The organism is Mesorhizobium sp. B263B2A (assembly GCF_020165775.1).
In the GTDB taxonomy this organism is placed as follows: Bacteria; Pseudomonadota; Alphaproteobacteria; order Rhizobiales; family Rhizobiaceae; genus Mesorhizobium; species Mesorhizobium opportunistum.
Genome location: NZ_JAIUIU010000028.1, coordinates 20388 through 38446 on the forward strand (window position 1 = coordinate 20388; position 18059 = coordinate 38446).

Below are 18059 nucleotides of genomic sequence, written 5' to 3' on the forward strand. Positions count from 1 at the left end.
CCGGCTCCTCAGGTCAATACACACTTTGCCCGATATCACACACGGCTTTCACAAACAATGTACGATCCTGTGCGTTGACAGACAATCAACGATCTGAAAACGTACTAAATGGTCGAGAGGGTACACCCGTGCCGAAAAAGGGCATCCTCGCGATCGCAGGGCGGAGAACCAGGGAGGATACCTATGACGAGGATTACGCTCGGCAGTGCGGTCCTGCGCGGCACTGTCGTCGGTGTTTTGACGGCATCGCTGATGTCCACATCGGCGCTTGGTGCGCCGCCGGTCGACCTGAGCAAGTGGTCGCCGGAGTATGTGCGCTCGATTGCAGGCACACAGGAGTTCGACACCGCCGCCGATTGCGGCAAGGTCACCCCGCTCGATTACAAGGGGCGACTGACGTTCTGGTATCAGGGCGTCTTCGAGGGCGACCCCGACCTTCTGCGCCAGTACTACAAGGATTTCTTCGCCACCTTCCGCAAGACCTACCCGAACATCCAGCTTGAGGATCAGGCGCTCACCTATAATGATCTCCTGGACAAGTTCCGCACGGCGCTGCTTGGCAATGCAGCGCCAATGGCGGTTCGCTTGCAGATCCTGGGTGGCACCGAGTTCGCCTCGAAGGGCTATCTGCAGCCGCTCAAGCCCGAGGATGTCGGATATTCGACCGAGGATTTCTGGCCCGGCGCCATGAAAGCCGTGACCTGGGACGGTGTGACCTACGGCATCCCAACCAACAATGAAACCATGGCGTTTATCTGGAATGCCGACATTTTCAAGCGCGCAGGTCTCGATCCGGACAAGGCTCCGGCAACCTGGGACGACGTCGTGAAGTACTCCAAGCAAATCCACGACAAGCTCGGCATCGCCGGTTACGGCCTCGTGGCGCGCAAGAATGCCGGCAATACCCCATATCGCTTCATGCCTCAGTTGTGGGCCTATGGCGGCGGCGTCTTCGACGAAACCGCGGCGAACCCGACCTATAAGCAGATCGAGCTCGACAGCCCGCAGAGCAAGGCCGCGCTGCAAGCCTCTTACGACATGTATGTCCGCGACAAGTCGGTTCCGGTTTCGGCGCTCACCAACCAGCAGGCCGACAACCAGCCGCTGTTCCTCGCCGGCCAGCTTGGCATGATGATCTCGCACCCGTCCGATTACAATGTCATGCTCGATCTGCAGGCGAAGGCGACAGGCGCCGACAAGGACAAGGCGCAGACCGTCATCGACAATATGCGCTACGGGCTGATCCCGACCGGCCCCGACGGCAAGCGCGCCGTCGTGTTCGGCGGCTCGAACATCCACATCCTGAAGCCCGAATATGTCGAGGGCGGCAAGGTCGACGAGCCGGCCGCGAAGGCCATCATCTGCATGTGGACCAGTCCCGAATGGTCACTGAAAATGGCCTATGCGGGTTCGAACCCGGGCAACCTTAACGGCTTCAAGACCAAATGGATGAAGGAGCGTCTGGACAGCATCAAGTTCCTCGACGTCACGACCTCCATGCTGCCATACGGCATCCCGTTCCCGGCGCTGCCGCAATCTCCCGAGATCATGAACATCATCGTCCCGGACATGCTCCAAAATGCCCTCACCGGAGCAATGACCGTCGACCAGGCAGCGGACGACGCGGCCAAGAAGGTGAAAGACCTGATGGGCGGCGGACTCTAGCCGAAGCCTGACCTGCGATCTTGCCGGTTGCGCTTAGAGCGCAACCGGTTCTTTCCGAAAACAAGGGCCCGCCAAAGTGACGATCGTGACCGGCAAGACCGGGGCTCGCGGGAGATTGCGACCCCTGCTGCGCAAGATTTGGGAGCATCGCGCCGACTACGCGTACGTGCTTCCCGCGATTGCCGTCATGCTGATCGTCATAGCCTATCCGATCTACTACACGATCGAGCTGTCGTTCTTCAACACGCCGCCTGGCCTGCAGCTCCGCGACAAGATCTTCATCGGCGTCGACAACTACACCGCCATCCTCACCAGCCCGGTGTTCTGGAAGGTCACCTCGAACACCCTTATCTGGACACTGGCATCCACCTTCCTCTCCTTTGTCCTGGGATTTGGCTGCGCGCTGGCCCTCCATCGCGACTTCATCGGTCGGGGTGTGCTGCGCGCCATCCTGATCATTCCCTGGGTTATCAGCGCCGTCGCCGCATCCTACATCTGGAAGTGGATCTACCATTCGGACTTCGGGATCATCGGCGCGGTGCTGGTCGGCCTCGGATGGGCCGACCGGCCGCCGAATTTCATCGACAGCGTCAGCACGGTGCTGCCCTCCCTGATCGTCGTCAATATCTGGCGGGAGTTCCCGTTCGCCATGATCATGATGATGGCCGGTCTGCAGACCGTCCCGGACCAGTTGCTGCGCGCTGCAAAGGTCGACGGAGCCAGCGCATGGCAGCGCTTCTGGCACGTCACCTTCCCGCACCTTAGAAACGTCTCGACGGTGACGATCCTTCTGCTGGCAGTAGCCAACTTCAATTCCTTCATCATCCCCTGGATCATGACCGGCGGCGGGCCGTCGAACGCGTCGCACATCTGGATCACGCACATTTATGAGCTTGCCTTCGGCCGGCAGCGCTGGGGCGTCGCATCGGCCTACTCGGTGCTTCTGTTCTTCATTCTGATGACGCTCGGCTACTTTTACGTTCGCGCGCTAAGCGGAAACGACCGGAAGGATGAGAGCGCATGAGCACGATTGCCGAGACAGCCGCTCGAGGCCATACCCGTCGCCGCATACGCGTTGACGGATGGCGGTGGAGCGGGCGCATCTTCCTCGTGTTCATGCTGCTCTACACCGCATTGCCGATGATCTGGATGCTGATCACCTCGATCAAATCCGGCTTTGCCGCGATGCAATTCCCGCCGCAATGGTGGCCGGACGAGCCTACTCTCGCCAGCTACCAGAAGCTGCTCGATCCGCAGAACAGTGTCGGCCAGGACTTCCTCCGCTTCTTCTGGAACAGCCTTTACGTCTCCACTGCCACGACCGTCCTTTCGGTGATCGTGGCGGTTCCCGCGGCCTACGCCTTTTCGCGCTTCACCTTCCCGGGCCGGAACTTCCTGTTCTTCGCCGTCTTGCTTCGCAACATGTTCCCCGCGGTGATCTTTCTGGTGCCGCTCTTCATCCTGATGCGCGCGATCGGGCTGGTGAACACGCATGGCTCGCTCATCCTCACCTACCTCACATTCGGACTGCCGCTGGCGATCTGGCTGCTCAAGGGCTTCTACGACAACATCCCGGTGCAGCTCGAGCAGGCGGCGCGTATTGACGGAGCGACGCGGTTCCAGGCCTTCATCCTGATCGTGATGCCACTCTCGGCACCAGGGATCATCGCCACCGCGATCTATTCCTTCATCGGCGCGTGGAACGAGTACATCTACGCCTACACCTTCCTCTCCAAGAACGAGCAGTTGACCCTGCCGGTCGGCATCCAGCGCTTCTTCTCGGAGAACACGACGGACTTTCCGGGTCTGATGGCGGCCAGCTTCATGATGAGTGTGCCCGTCGTGGTGCTGTTCCTCGTCCTGCAACGATACTTCGTACGCGCCCTCACAGAAGGCGCCGTCAAGCACTAGGGAGTTGCCGATGGCCCATGTGGTCCTCAAAGATCTCGTCAAGACTTATGGCAGCTTCAAAGCCGTCAACGATGTTTCGTTGACGGTCAATGACGGCGAGTTCGTTGCGCTCGTCGGCCCTTCGGGCTGCGGCAAGACGACCACGCTCAATCTCGTCGCCGGGCTGATCCCGATCACATCCGGCGACATCGTCATCGGGGACCGGGTGGTCAACGACCTCGACCCCAAGGACCGGGACATCGCGATGGTGTTTCAGAACTACGCGCTCTACCCGCAGAAATCGGTCTACAAGAACCTGGCGTTCCCGCTGCAGATGCGCAGATTGCCCAAGGACGAGATCGACAGGAAGGTCAGGGAAGCCGCGCGCGTGCTCGACATGACGCAGTTGCTCGAGCGCAAGCCGCGCGAACTTTCAGGCGGACAACAGCAGCGCGTGGCCCTGGGCCGCGCTCTCGTTCGAGATCCGGCGGTGTTCCTGATGGACGAACCGCTCTCCAACCTCGACGCCAAGCTGCGCGTGCAGATGCGGTCGGAGATCAAGCGCTTCCACCAGGATCTCAAGGCGACGATCGTCTATGTGACGCACGACCAGCTCGAGGCCGTGACCATGGCAGACAGGATGGCCGTGATGAACGGCGGATACCTGCAACAATACGATTCACCGGCGCAAGTTTTCGCGCATCCAGCCAACATATTCGTGGCGAGCTTCGTCGGCAGCCCTGCGATGAGCCTTATTCCACTACAGGCATCGACGGCCAATGGCGACACCGTCCTTTCGAGCCCTGAGGGCTGGAGCCTTGAACTGTCGCAACCCAACGCGCGCAAGGTCCAGGGAGCGACTAGCAGGAAGGTCGTTCTCGGTGCGCGACACTCGACCATCAAGCTGCACAAGAGCGCGGTCCACGGCGCCATTCCGGCCAAGGCCTATACGGTGGAACCAACCGGAGACATCACCTTCGTGCAGGCGTTTCTCTCCGGTGCCATCGTCAACATCAGCGTGTCGCCCAACATCGCCGTCACACCCGACGAGCAGATCTGGCTCGAGTTCGATCAGGAGCGCATTCACCTGTTCGATGGCGAAACGGAGATGGCCCTCGAGGGCAACTGAGAGAGGGCGGGTTCATTGGGTGGGCTGCATTGGGGGTGGGCTGGATGACCGAGAAGTTTAAGATCACCGCGATCAAGCCCTATCCAGTGTGGGTGGGGACCCGCAACCAGATGCTGGTCAAGGTCGAGACCGACCAAGGCATCTTCGGCTGGGGTGAGAGCGGCTTGAGCGGTCGCGAGAAGGCAGTGGCCGGCGCGATCGAGCATTATCGCGAGTTTCTTGTCGGCCGCGACCCGATGCAGGTCGGGCGGATCTGGCAGGAGGTTTATCGCAGCCAGTACTTCGAAGGCGGCCGCGTTCTGCAGGCAGCGATTTCCGCTATCGACATCGCCCTTCACGACATCAAGGGCAAGGCGCTGGGGGTGCCGGTCTACGAGCTGCTGGGCGGCAAGCAGCGCGACCGCGTCCCCACCTTCGCCTCGACCGGCGACGAGGCCGAGGGCGATGCTGCCATCGAGCGAGCCCGCGAACTCTGCGCACAGGGTTGGCAGGCGATCCGCTTCTTCCCCGTAGGGCAAAGCAGCAAGGATATCTTCGAGCCGCGCGCGTCGATCGGGGCTACCGCGCATATGCTGAACAGAGCGCGCGAGGCGCTGGGCGGCGATGTCGTCCTCGGCATCGACTATCACCATCGGCTGTCGGTGGCCGAGGCGGCTAGCTTCTGCAACAAGCTCGGCCGCGGCGTGCTTGATTTTCTCGAGGAGCCGATACGGGCCGAGACGCCGGAGGCCTACGAATCCCTGCGCACCATGACCGACATCCCCTTTGCCATCGGCGAGGAATTTGCCAGCAAATGGGATTTCCTGCCCTACATCGAGCGCGGCATCCACCAGTTCAACCGGATCGATGTCTGCAATGTCGGCGGGCTCACAGAGGCGATGAAAGTAGCTGGCTGGAGCGAGGCGCATTATGTGGACCTGATGCCGCACAATCCGCTTGGTCCGGTGTGCACCGCCGCGACCGTGCATCTCGCCGCCGCGGTACCGAACTTCGCGTGGCTCGAGACCAGGGCACCCGAAAGAAAGCTGGGTTTCGACAATTCCGACTTCTTCCCCGTGCAACCGCGGCTCGACGGCCCGGATTATCCGGTCGGCGATCTGCCGGGGCTCGGCATCGAAGTCAACGAAGCGGTCGTCCAGGCGCAGAGCCTGCGCTTCTGGGAAGCGCCTCACCTCAAGCGCCGCGACGGTTCTGTTACGAACTGGTAATTCCCTGCAAACGGAGTCCGACAATGACGCATATCCCCGATATCACGCGGCCGCGCAAGGATCTGATCGACGCGCTAAGGGAGATCGGCGCCGCGACGGTTGCCGGCACGCTTGGCCACATGGGCTTCCGCAATCCGCACATGGTCGGTCCGGTGGCGCAGAACCACGGAAAATCGATCGTAGGGCCGGCGCTGACGCTGCAATTCCTGCCGCAGCGGCCGGACCTTTTCAACGAGGGAGAATATGCCGATCCGGAGACGCAATTGCACCGGCACGTGCTTTACCACGCGCAGGAAGGCGACGTGGTGGTGGTCGATGCGCGCGGCGACATGAGCTCGGGCGTCTTCGGCGATATGATGTCGACCTATTTCAAGGGCAGGGGCGGCGCGGGTATCGTCATCGACGGATGCATGCGCGACAGGCCCAATGTCGAGAAGCTCGATCTGCCTCTGTGGCTGCGCGGCTGGACGCCCAACTATCATGTGCAGACCAGCATCTATCCCAACGCGGTCAACGTTCCGATTGCCTGCGGCGGCGTCACGGTGCTCCCCGGCGACATCATCATCGCCGACGATGACGGAGCGGTGGTGCTTCCTGTCGCAATGGCCGCAAAAGTGATCGAAGAATCACAGAAGCATCACGACTGGGAGGAGTTCTCACGAATGAAGCTGATGCAGGGTGCTCCGCTGCAGCGCTACTACCCACTGCATGACGATGCCCGAGGCGAATATGAGGAGTGGCGCAAAACCAATCGCCCGGCGGATTGACCTTGGAAATACCCGACATGGGCGGCAGCTATCGGTCGTGCCACTCCGATCCCGACGAGAACGACGAGGCCCGGTCCGTGCCACTGGATCGACATGTGATCGCAGGCGGGTGATCGCAAGTTGAAGCAATCGGACAATTGACGACACTCATATCGCGCCTAGCTTTTCCTGCGTCGGCTGCAATAGCAACGCGGGCATAGTCGCGTCTCGCTGGCTGGCTGGCCTGCCAAAAAGGAGGCGCAGTCTTGAAACGCTTCTGGATAGGCGTTTTCGTCGTTGTCATTGCTGGCGCCGCCGGACTGTTCGCTTACGCCTGGAAGCCGGCGATCGATCCGGTCGAACCACCGCAACGATCCGCCTTCGACCAGGCACTGATCGAGAAGGGCGCGGTGCTGGCCTCCGTCGGCAATTGCACATCCTGCCACACCAAGCCGGGCGATAAGTCCTTTGCCGGCGGGCTTGCCGTGCCGACGCCGTTCGGCACGATCTATTCCACCAACATCACGCCCGACCCCGAGACAGGCATCGGCCGCTGGTCACAGGCCGCCTTCACACGCGCCATGCGCGAAGGGGTCGACCGTGCCGGCAACCACCTGTATCCGGCTTTCCCCTACGACCATTTCACGCTGGTCTCGGACGAGGACAACAGCGCGCTCTATGCCTATCTGATGACACGCCGGCCGGTGAACAAGCGCCCGCCCGCCAATGAATTGCCGTTCCCGCTCAATGTGCGCCTGGTGCTGGCCGGCTGGAAGCTGCTGTTCTTCGACAAGGGGTCCTATCAAACTGTCGCCTCGCAAAGTGCGGAGTGGAATCGTGGCGCCTATCTCGTCAACGGGCTTGGGCATTGCGGTGCCTGCCACACGCCGCGCAACATGCTCGGCGCCGAGAAGGCGGGATCGCATCTCGCCGGTGGCGAGGCCGAGGGCTGGACTGCCTTTGCGCTCGATGCCAGCACGACGGCGCCGGTGCCGTGGACACATGACAGCCTGTTCGCTTACCTGCGCCGGGGCTGGCATGCCGAGCATGGCGTCGCCAACGGCCCGATGGGCGAGGTGACCGGCAATCTCGGCCGGCTTCCGGACGCCGACATCAGCGCCATGGCCACCTATATCGCGTCGCAGATGGGCGAACCGTCGCCGCGGCGCGTCACGAAAGCACAGGAGATCCGCAAAAAGCTCTCCACGGATGCCGGCGCGATACCGATCCCGGTGTCGGCAACGGCGGCGACGCCCTCCGGACGCGGCGCGGTGGTCTACCAGGCGGCCTGCGCTACCTGCCATGACGGCAGCCGCCCGCAGCCGTTCGGCGGCATGGATTTCCATCTGTCGAGCGCGGTCAACGCGCCCGGCCCGCAGAACGTCATCAACACCGTGCTGTTCGGCCTGCCGGCGGCAAGCGGGCGTCAGAGCGCCATCATGCCGGGTTTCGCGGCCACGCTGAGCGACGACCAGGTGACGGACCTGCTCGCCTATCTGCGCGAGGCCTTCGCCGGCCAGCCGGCATGGCCCGATGCCACTGAGCGACTGGCCGCCACCAGGAACGGCAAATACCAGGTCAGCGTGCGCCCCTCCGACGGCATCGAGCGCGGCCCGGACAATGTAGGAGCCCAAGACAGATGAAGCTCAATGTTAACGGCGTCCCGCACGACGTCGAAGCCGACCCCGCGACGCCACTGCTCTACGTGCTGCGCAACGAGCTCAAGCTCAATGGCGCCAAGTTCGGCTGCGGGCTCGGCCAGTGCGGTGCCTGCACCGTGATGGTCGACGGCAAGGCGGTCTTTTCGTGCCTGACGCCAGCGATGCTGGTGGAGGGGCGCCAGGTCAAGACGGTGGAGGGGCTGGGCACGATAGACGAGCCGGGGCCGATGCAGGCCGCCTTCATCGAGGAGCAGGCGGCGCAGTGCGGCTACTGCATTGCGGGCATGATGATGCGGGCACAAGCCCTGCTCGAGGCCAAGCCGGATGCCGGCGATGCCGAGATAAGGCAGGCGCTGGAGCCGAACCTTTGCCGTTGCGGCACTCACATGCGCATCCTGCGCGCCGTCGCCCGCGCCCGCGAAAAGATGAAGCCAGGATCGGCAGCCTCGGCGGCTACTACGGGGAGGGCATCATGAACGCTCCGCATTTTCCCGATCTGACGCGGCGAGGCTTCCTGACAGGCGCCGGCGCGCTGGTCGTATCCTTTGCCATTCCGGTCCATGCACAGGAGGCCGCGACGCCGGCGCCCGCGCCCGCGCCCGCAAAGCCGTCGACCCTGCCGGGCAGCCTTGCCGACACGCCGTCGCTGGATGCCTGGATCCGCATCGATGCCGACGGTTCGATCACCGTCTTCACCGGCAAGGCCGAGCTTGGCCAGGGCACCAAGACCTCGCTGCGCCAGATCGCGGCAGAGGAGCTGGAGGTCGAGCCGGCGGCGATCAGGCTGATCACCGCCGACACCGCGCTGACGCCCGATGAGGGCTACACCGCCGGCAGCCAGACGATCCAGAACAGCGGCACGGCGATCCGTCATGCTTCGGCGCAAGTGCGACAGATACTTGTGGCCAAGGCCGGTGAGAAGCTCGGCGTGCCCGCCGACCAGTTGAAGGCGCAAGCCGGCAAGGTGGTCGGGCCGGATGGCGCCGCACTCGGTTATGGCGAACTTGTCGTGACCGATTTCCTGCATGTCGATGCCGCCGCCGACACCAGGCTGAAGGCGCCGGAGACCTATCATGCGATCGGCAAGCCCTTCGCCCGGGTCGATATTCCGGCCAAGGTGACCGGCGGCGAAGCTTTCGTCCAGGACATGCGGCTGCCCGGCATGGTGCATGCCCGTGTCGTGCGGCCGCCGAGCTATTCGGCAAAGCTCACCGGTTTCAAGGAGGCGGCCGTCAAGGCGATGCCGGGCGTGGTCGCGGTGGTGCATGACGGCGATTTCCTGGCGGTGGTCGCCAAGGAAGAGTTCCAGGCGGTGAAGGCCATGCGCGCCATGGCGGCCACGGCGACCTGGCAGGAAGGGGCCGCGCTGCCGGACCAGGACCAGCTTGCGGCTTTCCTTGAGAAATCGGTTGCCGAAGTCGGCACCGTAACCTCGGTCGGCGCTGAGGCGGCGCCGGGTGCAAGGACTGTTGAAGCGCAGTTTACCCGTGCCTATCAGATGCACGGTTCGATCGGCCCCTCCAGTGCCGTCGCCATGGTCGACAACGGTCTGACGACGGTGTGGACGCATACGCAAGGCGTCTATCCCGATCGCAAGGCGATTGCGCAGATGCTTGGAGTGCCGCCGGAAAAGGTACGCTGCATCCACACCGAGGGCTCAGGCTGCTACGGCCACAATGGCGCCGACGACGCGGCCGCCGATGCCGCGCTGATCGCACAGGCGCTGCCCCGCACGCCGGTGCGCGTGCAATGGATGCGCGACCAGGAACATCTGTGGGAGCCCTATGGTCCGGCCATGCTGACCAAGGCCAGCGCCACGCTCGACGAGAAGGGCAGCATCGTCAGCTGGCACTATGACCTGTGGAGCAACAACCACGGCACAAGGCCGGGTTCGGCCGGTTCGCTGATTGCCGGGCGGCTGATGGCAAAGCATTTTCCGCCCGATCCCGCCAAGCTGCAGATATCGCCGCTCGGCAATGGCGACCGCAACGCCATCCCGCTCTACGATGTGCCGAACCAGCGCGTGAACTGGCATTTCGTCGCCGACATGCCGGTGCGCGTCTCGGCGTTGCGCGGCCTCGGCGCCTATTGCAACGTCTTCTCCATCGAAAGCTTCATGGACGAACTGGCGCTGGTAGCCAAGGCGGACCGGGTCGAGTACCGGCTGCGGCACCTGAAGGATCCGCGCGCCAGGAAGGTGATCGAGGTGGCGGCCGAGAAATTCGGCTGGAGCGACGACCCGATGCCGGAAGGCCGGGGCAGGGGATTTGCCTTCGCCAAGTACAAGAACCATGCCGCCTATCTCGCCATCGCGCTGGAAGCGGACGTGGACCGCGACAGTGGCGCCATCGCCATCTCGCATGTCGTGTGCGCGGTCGATTGCGGCGAGGCGGTGGCCCCGGATTCCATCGTCAACCAGACCGAAGGCGGCATCTTGCAATCGTTGAGCTGGACGCTTTACGAGGCCGTCCATTTCAACGACACCCGCATCCTCAGCGCCGACTGGTCGGCCTATCCGATCCTGCGCTTCAGCGCCGTGCCCGACAGCGTCGAGGTGCACGTCGTCGACAATCCGGGCTCGCCCTATCTCGGCGTCGCGGAAGCAGCGCAGGGGCCAACGGCAGGCGCAATCGCCAATGCGTTCCGGCACGCCACGGGAAAGCGCATCCACGACCTTCCCTATACGCGTGAACGGGTGAAGGCTGTGTTGGGGGTTTAGGAGGCCGAACGAAGGCAACCGATGGGCTCGTGCGCTGAGGCAGGACGCTTCAATGTCAAGAAGGACTGGGTCAAGAAGGACTGGGTCAAGAAGGACTGGGTCAAGAAGGACTGGGTCAGGAAGGACTGGATCGATGACGGATCTCGAACCGAAGGCGTTTTCGCTCGCAGGCGTCGTCATGAAGCGGCTGGTTGGCGGCGAACAGACGGAAGGCGTGCTTTGTCTCCTCGAAAACAGAAGTGACGGGCAGACGAAGACGCCGATCCATGTCCATGCAAACGACGACGAGACGGTCTATGTCATCGAGGGGCAATTGACTGCGATTGTGGATGGCGAGGTCCAAACGCTCTCGCCGGGCGAGGGCATGTTTCTAAAACGAGGCATCCCGCACCAGCTCATGAATCCTGGCAGTCAGCCCGTCCGTTACATCCTGATAGGCACGCCCAGTGGATTCGACCGGTTTCTCGCCGAAGGCGGCCGTGAGCTTCGGAAGGGAGAGGCGGCCAGGCCGCCGACTCCCGCCGATATCGAGCGGCTCAAAGCGGCCGCGCCGAGGTTTGGGATCACGCTTCTGCGCGACTGGCCGGCGAGAAATTAGCGGCCTCGGATTGGCTGTCGACAAGCCAGTCATGAAGGCTGCGGGCGAAGCTTCGCGGCACGATGAGTTCACATGCGGTCTCGCCGGTGCGCAGCAAGAGCACCGGCACATGATGGAAGGACGTCTGCACAGCGCGACCCGGAGCGGTCGTCGGCGCGTGCCAGTCGACGGCGATGCAGGTCGAGAGCACGCTCGCGATGTCGACCCCGGCCAGGCTGAAACGCACGCGGCCTTCGCCAAGGGCAACCGAACAGCCGAGATCCGGATCGATCGCAAGGGACGGCTCCGGCGCGCTGTCGTCGAGAGCAAGCCAGAGACGGCGGGGTGCGATGCGGATGATGAGAAGCCCGTTGTGACGCACCGTCTCGCCGACCGAGGCGGGAAGGTCCACGCCGAGTGACGCGGACAGCCTCGTTTCGAATTGCCCGAGCGTCCCGTCCCAGCCCTCGATCTGGATGAGTCGGCAGTCGGCAACGGACAGGCTGAAATCCGGGCTAGCCATGCAGCCGTTCTCCCTGCGGATCGAGGAACACTGGCGAGACGATGCGGGCACGCACCGTTTCAGCCTTCATCGGATAGACGGCCAAGACCTCGCTCCCTTCCGCCGCGACATCGCCGGCAAGCAGGGCCAGCCCGACATAGTGGCCGCGTTCGGGACTGTAGGTGACGGAGGTGACACGCCCGCGACCATGGCCGTGAGCCTTCTCGCCCGGCAGGAACAGGATGGCGCCGCCGCGCAGCCGCTTTCCATCCTCGATGCATTCAAGGCCGACCAGGCGTTGCCGGTCAGGCGCCGTGAAGGCGGGGCGTCGCCGCAGCACATCGCCGACGAAGCCGTTGCGCTTGCCGACCATGCGGCCGAGGCCGAGATCGTCGGGTGTGGTGCGCCCGTCGATTTCAGGTCCGGCGACATGGCCTTTCTCGACGCGCAACGCACCGAGGGCCTCGACGCCGTAAGGCTTCAGGTCGAACGCCCGGCCCGTTTCGAGCAAATGGCTCCAGAGTTGCGCACCGGCAGTCGCGCCAACATAGATTTCATAGGCGCGCTCGCCGGAGTAGCTGAGGCGCAGGATGCGCAGCGCGCGGCCTTCCCATTCGCTTTCGAGCAACCCCATATGCGGCAGCGCTGCGTTGGAAACGTCGAGCGCCGGAAACGCAGCCGCCAGGATGGCACGGCTGTTCGGTCCAGCGGCCGACATCGCCGCCCATTCGTCGCTCACCGAGGTAACGGCGACGCGCAGGTCCGGCCAGGCCGCATCGAGCAGGAATTCGAGCCGCGACAGAACATCGGCGGCCTTGGCCGTCGAGGTGGTCATGAAGAACCGGTTTTCGGCCAGCCGCGTCGTCGTGCCGTCATCGAGGACGATGCCGTCATCGCGCAGCATGACGCCATAGCGGGCGCGTCCGACCGGCAGTTTGGCAAAGCCGTTGGCATAGACGCGGTCGAGAAAAATCGCCGCATCGGGACCCTGGACGTCGATCTTGCCCAGGGTGGAGATATCCATCAGGCCTGCCGCCTGGCGCACCTGCCGCATTTCGGCGACATAGGCTTCGTTCACATCGGCCCCGGATTGCCGGTAGAACCAGGGCCGCATCCACAGACCGACCTCCAGCATGTCGGCGCCGTTGGCCTGATGCCAATCGTGCATCGGCGTGCGGCGAAACGGCTTGAAATGATGGCCGGTGGCGCGTCCGGCAAGCGCACCGATGGCGATCGGCGTGAAGGGCGGACGAAAGGTCGTGGTGCCGGTCTCGGGAACCGTTGCGACGCGCAGCGCGGCCATCGCGGACAGTGCGGCGAAATTGCTGGTCTTGCCCTGGTCGGTGCCCATGCCGAGCGTCGTATAGCGCTTCAGGTGCTCGACCGCTTCATAGCCTTCGCGATGGGCGAGCTCAATGTCCTTCGTGGTGACGTCCATCTGGAAATCGACGAAGGCTTTTCCGCGGTGGGCCGGAGAGACGTCGCGAGGCACGGCCGTGATGGTCTCGCCCAGATCGAGCCTCCTGGGACCCGGCACCGGCGTCGACTTGCCGCAGAAGGATGCCGATTCGATGCCGGCGCGATGGCCGTCCTCGATGGCATCGGGGGTTGCGTAGATTCCCATCATAGCGCCGGCGCCGAACCGGTCGGCTGGAAAGCAGCCCGGCACGAAGCCGTCGATGTCATCGCGATATCGGGGCTTGATGCCGAGATGCGAGGTGAGATGCACGGTCGGCGACCAGCCGCCGGACATGCAGACCAGATCACAAGCGGTCTCGAACCGGCCATCCGGTCCGCTGAGCGTTGCACGCTTGACAGCATGGCCGCCATGCAAACCGGCAATGCGGCTCCCGGTCCGCACGACGACACCGAGGCGGGTCGCCTCCGAGGCAAGCGCCGCGGACACAGTGGCGCGCATGTCCACCACCGTCACCTCGGCACCGGCACCTGCAAGGTCGAAGGCGGTGCGCCAGACGCCGTCATTGGTGGCGGCGACGATGATCTTCCTGCCCGGCAGAACGGCGAAGCGGTTGAGATAGGCCCGGGCGGCCGAGGCAAGCATGACGCCGGGCCGGTCGTTGTTCGGAAACACCATTGGGCGCTCGATGGCACCGGTGGCGAAAACGATCGAACGAGCGCGCAGCATTGTGACGGTCTGCCGGGCTCCGCCGGCCGGGCTGGCCTGGTCGCGTTGCTCGACCAGGCCAATGACATTGCCGTCATAGAGGCCGAAAGCGCTGGTCCGCTTCATCAAGGTGACGGTCTCGAAGCTCTCCAGTTCGGCCTGGACCTGGCTCAGCCATGCGGCCGCCTTGCCGTCGGTCCGTTCCGCCAGCAGTTGGCCGCCGAGCAGGAAATCCTGCTCGATGAGTGCGACCCGCGCGCCGGCCGCGGCCGCGGCGCGCGCCGCCGACAAGCCGGCCGGACCGCCGCCGATGACCGCGACATCGGCAAAGGCATGGCGAACCTCGTAGCGGTCCGGGTCCGGCTCGGTGCCGGCCCGGCCGAGGCCGGCGGCTCTGCGGATGAAATGCTCGTAGACCATCCAGGCGCGCCGTGTCGGACCCATGAAGGTCTTGTAATAGAAGCCAGCCGAAAGGAATGGCGCGAACAGGCCATTGATGCTTTGCACGTCGAAGGCGAGTGACGGCCAGCGGTTCTGGCTTTCCGCGGCCATGCCGTCGCCAAGCTCCAGCATCGTGGCCGGCAGGTTCGGCTCGCGCCTCCCGCCAGTCCCGAGCGTGACCAGTGCGTTCGGCTCCTCCGGCCCGGCGGAGAGGATGCCGCGCGGCCGATGGTATTTGAAGCTGCGCCCAACCAGCGGGACGTTGTTGGCGAGCAGCGCGGATGCAAGCGTGTCGCCGCGATATCCGGCCAGTTTTCGGCCGTCGAAGCTGAATTCGATGGGGCGGGAGCGGTCGATGCGGCCGCCGGCAGGCAGGCGCTTGTTGTGGGCGTTCATGCTTGTGATGTCCTGGCGAAGGCGACCGAGGAAATGACGTGGTTGCGCGTGTCGCGCTCGACCACCAGCCACTGCCGGCAGCCGATCACATGCTGCCAAAACTCACGGTGGAGCCCCGCCGGGTTTTTCCGGACATAGACATAGGCGTACCACGCCTCCGGATCTGGATCGTCATGGGCCGGGCGCCTGACGGAGGCGTCGCCGCCATAGCGGAACTCGTCATGGTCGCGCGGACCGCAGCAGGGGCATTCGATGCGCAGCATTTTCCTCATCGCCTCCTATTGCAGCCAGGCGGAAGGGCCGGCGCCGGCCTCATCCAGGGTGCGGCCGGTCCGGAAACGGTCGAGCCCGTAGGCGGCGATCAACGGATGCGGTTTGCCGGTGGCGATTGTGTGGGCAAAGCACCAGCCGGAAGCCGGCGTTGCCTTGAAGCCGCCATAGCACCAGCCGCCATTGAGATAGAGACCGTCGATCGGCGTCGGGCAGATGATCGGGCTGGCATCCGGGGTCATGTCCATGACGCCGCCCCAATGCCGCAGCAGACGAATGCGCGAGATGCACGGCATCAAGGCGATCGCCGCCTCGGCCACCTCGCGCACGACGCCGAGATTGCCGCGCTGGGCATACGAATTGTAGCCATCGAGATTGCCGCCGAAGACCAGCCCGCCCTTGTCCGACTGGCTGACATAGAAATGATCGGCCCCATAGGCGACGACATGGTCCACCAGCGGCTTCAGCGGTTCGGTGACGAAGGCCTGCAGGACATGGCTTTCGATCGGCAGTTCAAGGCCGGCCTTGGCGCCGAGGATGGATGTGTGGCCGGCGACCGCGAGGCCGATCTTGCCGGCGCCGATCCGGCCTTTCGTTGTCTCGACGCCGACGATCCGCTCGCCGTCGCGGACAAAGCCCGTCACCTCGCAGTTCTGGACGATGTCGATGCCATGGCCATCGGCCGCGCGCGCATAGCCCCAGGCGACGGCATCATGCCGCGCCGTACCTGCGCGGCCTTGGAAGATGGCGCCATGGATCGGAAAGCGTGCGGTGTCGGAGAAGTCTAGATAGGGCACCAGCCGGCGCACCTCGTCACGGTCGAGGATATCGGCGTCGATGCCGTTCAGCCGCATGACGTTGGCGCGGTGGCTGAAGCCGTCGAGCTGGTCGGCTGAATGGGCAGTGACGAGCTGGCCGCGCTGCGAGAACATGACGTTGAAGTTCAGCGCCCGCGACATGCCCTCCCAGAGCTTCATCGAGAATTCGTAGAACTGGGTGTTGCCGTCGAGCAGGTAGTTGGAGCGGATGACGGTGGTGTTGCGGCCGACATTGCCGCCGCCGATATAGCCTTTTTCGAGCACGGCGACATTGCGGATGCCATGGTTCTCGGCGAGGTAGAAAGCGGTGGCGAGACCGTGTCCGCCACCGCCGATGACGATCACGTCGTAGGACGGTTTGGGCTCCGCCGGCCGCCAGGCGCGCTGCCAGTTCTTCTGGCCCGACAGCGCATTGCGGAAAATCGAGAATGCCGAATAGCGCGCCATGACGTGCAGGCCTATCGAACGATCGGGCCGGCCGGCGTGCGGGTCAGCACTTCGGCGCCCGCATCGGTCAAAAGCACGGTGTTGGAGACGAAGTCGTCGCCACGGCCGGTGCCCATCAGCCAGGACAGGATGTGGAAGCTCATCCCCGTCTCGATCTCGAGATCGGAATCGTGCCGCAGCCCGGTCACCGAATTGCCGCCGGTCCACGATGGCGGCTGGCCGGCGCCGACAAGATAGCCGCAGTGATGGCGGCGATAGTGGGAAAGCCCCGCCTCGTCAGCGACGGCCTGCCAGGCGGCGTAGACATCGCGCGCCTTGGCCCCCGGACGCAGGGCCTTGACGACCGCGTCGAACGCCCTGGCGGTCACTTCTGCCATCGCGGCGTCCTCGTTGCCGATGTGGCCGATGCGAACGAGCCGGCCGAGCGGCGCGTGGTAGCGCGAGATGCAGCCGGACAGTTCGACGAAAACCGGCTCGCCCTTGCGATAGATGCCGTCGCCCCACGTCGTATGCTCCTCGCCAAGCCGCGCGGCCGGGCGGATGAACGGGCCGAAGCCCGGCGCATGGCCGCCGGCACGGATCATCGCCGAGACACATAGGGCGGCGACTTCCTGTTCGGCGGCGCCGTCCGCGATCGCCGCGATAGCGGCTTGGGCGGCTGCGTCGGTCACCGCGGCGGCCCGCCGCATCAAGGCCTGTTCCTCGGTGCTCTTTACCCGCCGCATCCTGTCGACCAGGCCGGAGACGTCGCTCCATCTGGCATCGACCTGCGCCTGCAACGATACGGCAAGCCCATGGCTCAGGCCCGCCGTCCAGGATTCGAGACCGATCCGCTTGCCGGAGAGACCGAGTTCCGCCAGCACCCGCGCGGCAAGATCCGCTGCCGTTTCGCTATCGGAATGGCCGCGGAATTCCGCCGCCGTCACCTGTTTCTCGATGGTTACCCTTTCCATCGAACGGGTGACCAGTACGGGCTTGCCTTGGAGCGGGACGATCAGCAGGTGAGGGGCAAAATACCCCCAGTGATCGAGCCCGGTGAGATAGAAGACGTTCTCCGGCGAAGCGAAGACCGCGCCATCGAGTTCGCGCTCGGCCAGAGCCTTGCGGATCCTGGCGAGACGGCCGGCGATTTCGGCTTCGGAAAAGGGATTGCGATCCATCAGGTGTCCTCGTGCTTGCTGTTGCCGGCTTCGTCGCCGGCATGGTCCCTCGACAGGCCAATCGACAATGATGAGTTCGCGCGCCACGTCGCCGAGGCGTTCGTGAGTGCCCCCGGATGGTTCGCGCCCGTCACCTACGCTGTCCACCCCTTCGCAGCGGCCAAATTGCCTAGATTGTGCACAACTTGGCGGTAAATCATCGCGTCGATGCCGAATTTTCAAAGGTTTCTGCGACTTGGCTTGCACAATCTCTAGGGCAGTTGTATACGTCTGGTCAAGCGCGTTTGAGCCTCGAAGAAGGTCGT

The 18059-nt window shown here is 64.1% G+C and carries 15 protein-coding genes; 10 read left to right on the top strand and 5 right to left on the bottom strand.

Annotated features, from left to right (window positions below; translation table 11 throughout):
- The first annotated feature begins 183 nt into the window (after window positions 1–183).
- The 10 genes from LB568_RS28795 (at window position 184) to LB568_RS28840 (ending at window position 11616) form a co-directional block, all read left to right on the top strand.
- The gene (locus tag LB568_RS28795; protein WP_224731896.1) at window positions 184–1665 is read left to right on the top strand and encodes an ABC transporter substrate-binding protein; all 1482 of its coding nucleotides are present in this window, start codon (window positions 184–186) and stop codon (window positions 1663–1665) included.
- Window positions 1666–1741: 76 nt separating this feature from the next.
- Window positions 1742–2689, top strand: coding sequence for a carbohydrate ABC transporter permease (locus LB568_RS28800; protein WP_013893757.1), 948 nt, complete (start codon window positions 1742–1744; stop codon window positions 2687–2689).
- Entirely contained in the window at window positions 2686–3576 is an 891-nt protein-coding gene (locus LB568_RS28805; RefSeq protein ID WP_013893758.1) for a carbohydrate ABC transporter permease, read from the top strand. Before LB568_RS28800 ends, LB568_RS28805 begins: the two co-directional genes overlap by 4 nt.
- Before the next feature lie 10 nt (window positions 3577–3586).
- A complete protein-coding gene (locus tag LB568_RS28810; RefSeq protein WP_224731897.1) occupies window positions 3587–4684 on the top strand; it encodes an ABC transporter ATP-binding protein in 1098 nt (365 codons plus the stop codon).
- 44 nt (window positions 4685–4728) lie between these two features.
- The gene (locus LB568_RS28815) at window positions 4729–5892 is read left to right on the top strand and encodes a mandelate racemase/muconate lactonizing enzyme family protein (protein ID WP_224731898.1); all 1164 of its coding nucleotides are present in this window, start codon (window positions 4729–4731) and stop codon (window positions 5890–5892) included.
- 23 nt (window positions 5893–5915) lie between these two features.
- A complete protein-coding gene (locus LB568_RS28820) occupies window positions 5916–6659 on the top strand; it encodes a ribonuclease activity regulator RraA (RefSeq protein WP_224731899.1) in 744 nt (247 codons plus the stop codon).
- A gap of 245 nt (window positions 6660–6904) precedes the next feature.
- Window positions 6905–8281 carry a c-type cytochrome gene (locus tag LB568_RS28825; RefSeq protein ID WP_224731900.1) on the top strand — a complete coding sequence of 459 codons (1377 nt, stop codon included), beginning with the start codon at window positions 6905–6907 and terminating at the stop codon, window positions 8279–8281.
- Window positions 8278–8775 (top strand): (2Fe-2S)-binding protein, encoded by a 498-nt coding sequence (locus tag LB568_RS28830; RefSeq protein ID WP_013893762.1) that lies wholly within the window; start codon window positions 8278–8280, stop codon window positions 8773–8775. Before LB568_RS28825 ends, LB568_RS28830 begins: the two co-directional genes overlap by 4 nt.
- Window positions 8772–11018 carry a xanthine dehydrogenase family protein molybdopterin-binding subunit gene (locus tag LB568_RS28835; RefSeq protein ID WP_224731901.1) on the top strand — a complete coding sequence of 749 codons (2247 nt, stop codon included), beginning with the start codon at window positions 8772–8774 and terminating at the stop codon, window positions 11016–11018. Before LB568_RS28830 ends, LB568_RS28835 begins: the two co-directional genes overlap by 4 nt.
- Before the next feature lie 133 nt (window positions 11019–11151).
- The gene (locus tag LB568_RS28840) at window positions 11152–11616 is read left to right on the top strand and encodes a cupin domain-containing protein (protein ID WP_013893764.1); all 465 of its coding nucleotides are present in this window, start codon (window positions 11152–11154) and stop codon (window positions 11614–11616) included.
- Here the strand turns inward: LB568_RS28840 and LB568_RS28845 are convergent.
- From LB568_RS28845 to LB568_RS28865, 5 genes are read right to left on the bottom strand one after another with little or no spacing between them, the layout of a single operon-like run.
- Complete coding sequence (locus LB568_RS28845; RefSeq protein WP_224731902.1) at window positions 11582–12118, bottom strand: sarcosine oxidase subunit gamma; 537 nt, start codon at window positions 12116–12118, stop codon at window positions 11582–11584. The genes LB568_RS28840 and LB568_RS28845 overlap by 35 nt on opposite strands.
- Window positions 12111–15059: a sarcosine oxidase subunit alpha family protein gene (locus LB568_RS28850; protein ID WP_224731903.1), complete on the bottom strand. Its 2949-nt coding sequence runs from the start codon at window positions 15057–15059 to the stop codon at window positions 12111–12113. The genes LB568_RS28845 and LB568_RS28850 overlap by 8 nt, the downstream gene beginning before the upstream one ends.
- Window positions 15056–15322 (bottom strand): sarcosine oxidase subunit delta, encoded by a 267-nt coding sequence (locus tag LB568_RS28855; RefSeq protein ID WP_140780816.1) that lies wholly within the window; start codon window positions 15320–15322, stop codon window positions 15056–15058. The genes LB568_RS28850 and LB568_RS28855 overlap by 4 nt, the downstream gene beginning before the upstream one ends.
- 15 nt (window positions 15323–15337) lie before the next feature.
- On the bottom strand, window positions 15338–16594 hold the full coding sequence (locus tag LB568_RS28860) for a sarcosine oxidase subunit beta family protein (RefSeq protein WP_224731904.1): 1257 nt from the start codon (window positions 16592–16594) through the stop codon (window positions 15338–15340).
- Window positions 16595–16605: 11 nt separating this feature from the next.
- Window positions 16606–17754, bottom strand: coding sequence for a M24 family metallopeptidase (locus tag LB568_RS28865; RefSeq protein ID WP_140780817.1), 1149 nt, complete (start codon window positions 17752–17754; stop codon window positions 16606–16608).
- Window positions 17755–18059 lie beyond the last annotated feature (305 nt).

Coding starts and splice junctions, on each gene's coding strand:
- LB568_RS28795 (WP_224731896.1), top strand. CDS start 184: ATGACGAGGATTACGCTCGGCAGTGCGGTCCTGCGCGGCACTGTCGTC.
- LB568_RS28805 (WP_013893758.1), top strand. CDS start 2,686: ATGAGCACGATTGCCGAGACAGCCGCTCGAGGCCATACCCGTCGCCGC.
- LB568_RS28810 (WP_224731897.1), top strand. CDS start 3,587: ATGGCCCATGTGGTCCTCAAAGATCTCGTCAAGACTTATGGCAGCTTC.
- LB568_RS28815 (WP_224731898.1), top strand. CDS start 4,729: ATGACCGAGAAGTTTAAGATCACCGCGATCAAGCCCTATCCAGTGTGG.
- LB568_RS28820 (WP_224731899.1), top strand. CDS start 5,916: ATGACGCATATCCCCGATATCACGCGGCCGCGCAAGGATCTGATCGAC.
- LB568_RS28830 (WP_013893762.1), top strand. CDS start 8,278: ATGAAGCTCAATGTTAACGGCGTCCCGCACGACGTCGAAGCCGACCCC.
- LB568_RS28835 (WP_224731901.1), top strand. CDS start 8,772: ATGAACGCTCCGCATTTTCCCGATCTGACGCGGCGAGGCTTCCTGACA.
- LB568_RS28840 (WP_013893764.1), top strand. CDS start 11,152: ATGACGGATCTCGAACCGAAGGCGTTTTCGCTCGCAGGCGTCGTCATG.
- LB568_RS28845 (WP_224731902.1), bottom strand. CDS start 12,118: ATGGCTAGCCCGGATTTCAGCCTGTCCGTTGCCGACTGCCGACTCATC.
- LB568_RS28850 (WP_224731903.1), bottom strand. CDS start 15,059: ATGAACGCCCACAACAAGCGCCTGCCTGCCGGCGGCCGCATCGACCGC.
- LB568_RS28855 (WP_140780816.1), bottom strand. CDS start 15,322: ATGCTGCGCATCGAATGCCCCTGCTGCGGTCCGCGCGACCATGACGAG.
- LB568_RS28860 (WP_224731904.1), bottom strand. CDS start 16,594: ATGGCGCGCTATTCGGCATTCTCGATTTTCCGCAATGCGCTGTCGGGC.
- LB568_RS28865 (WP_140780817.1), bottom strand. CDS start 17,754: ATGGATCGCAATCCCTTTTCCGAAGCCGAAATCGCCGGCCGTCTCGCC.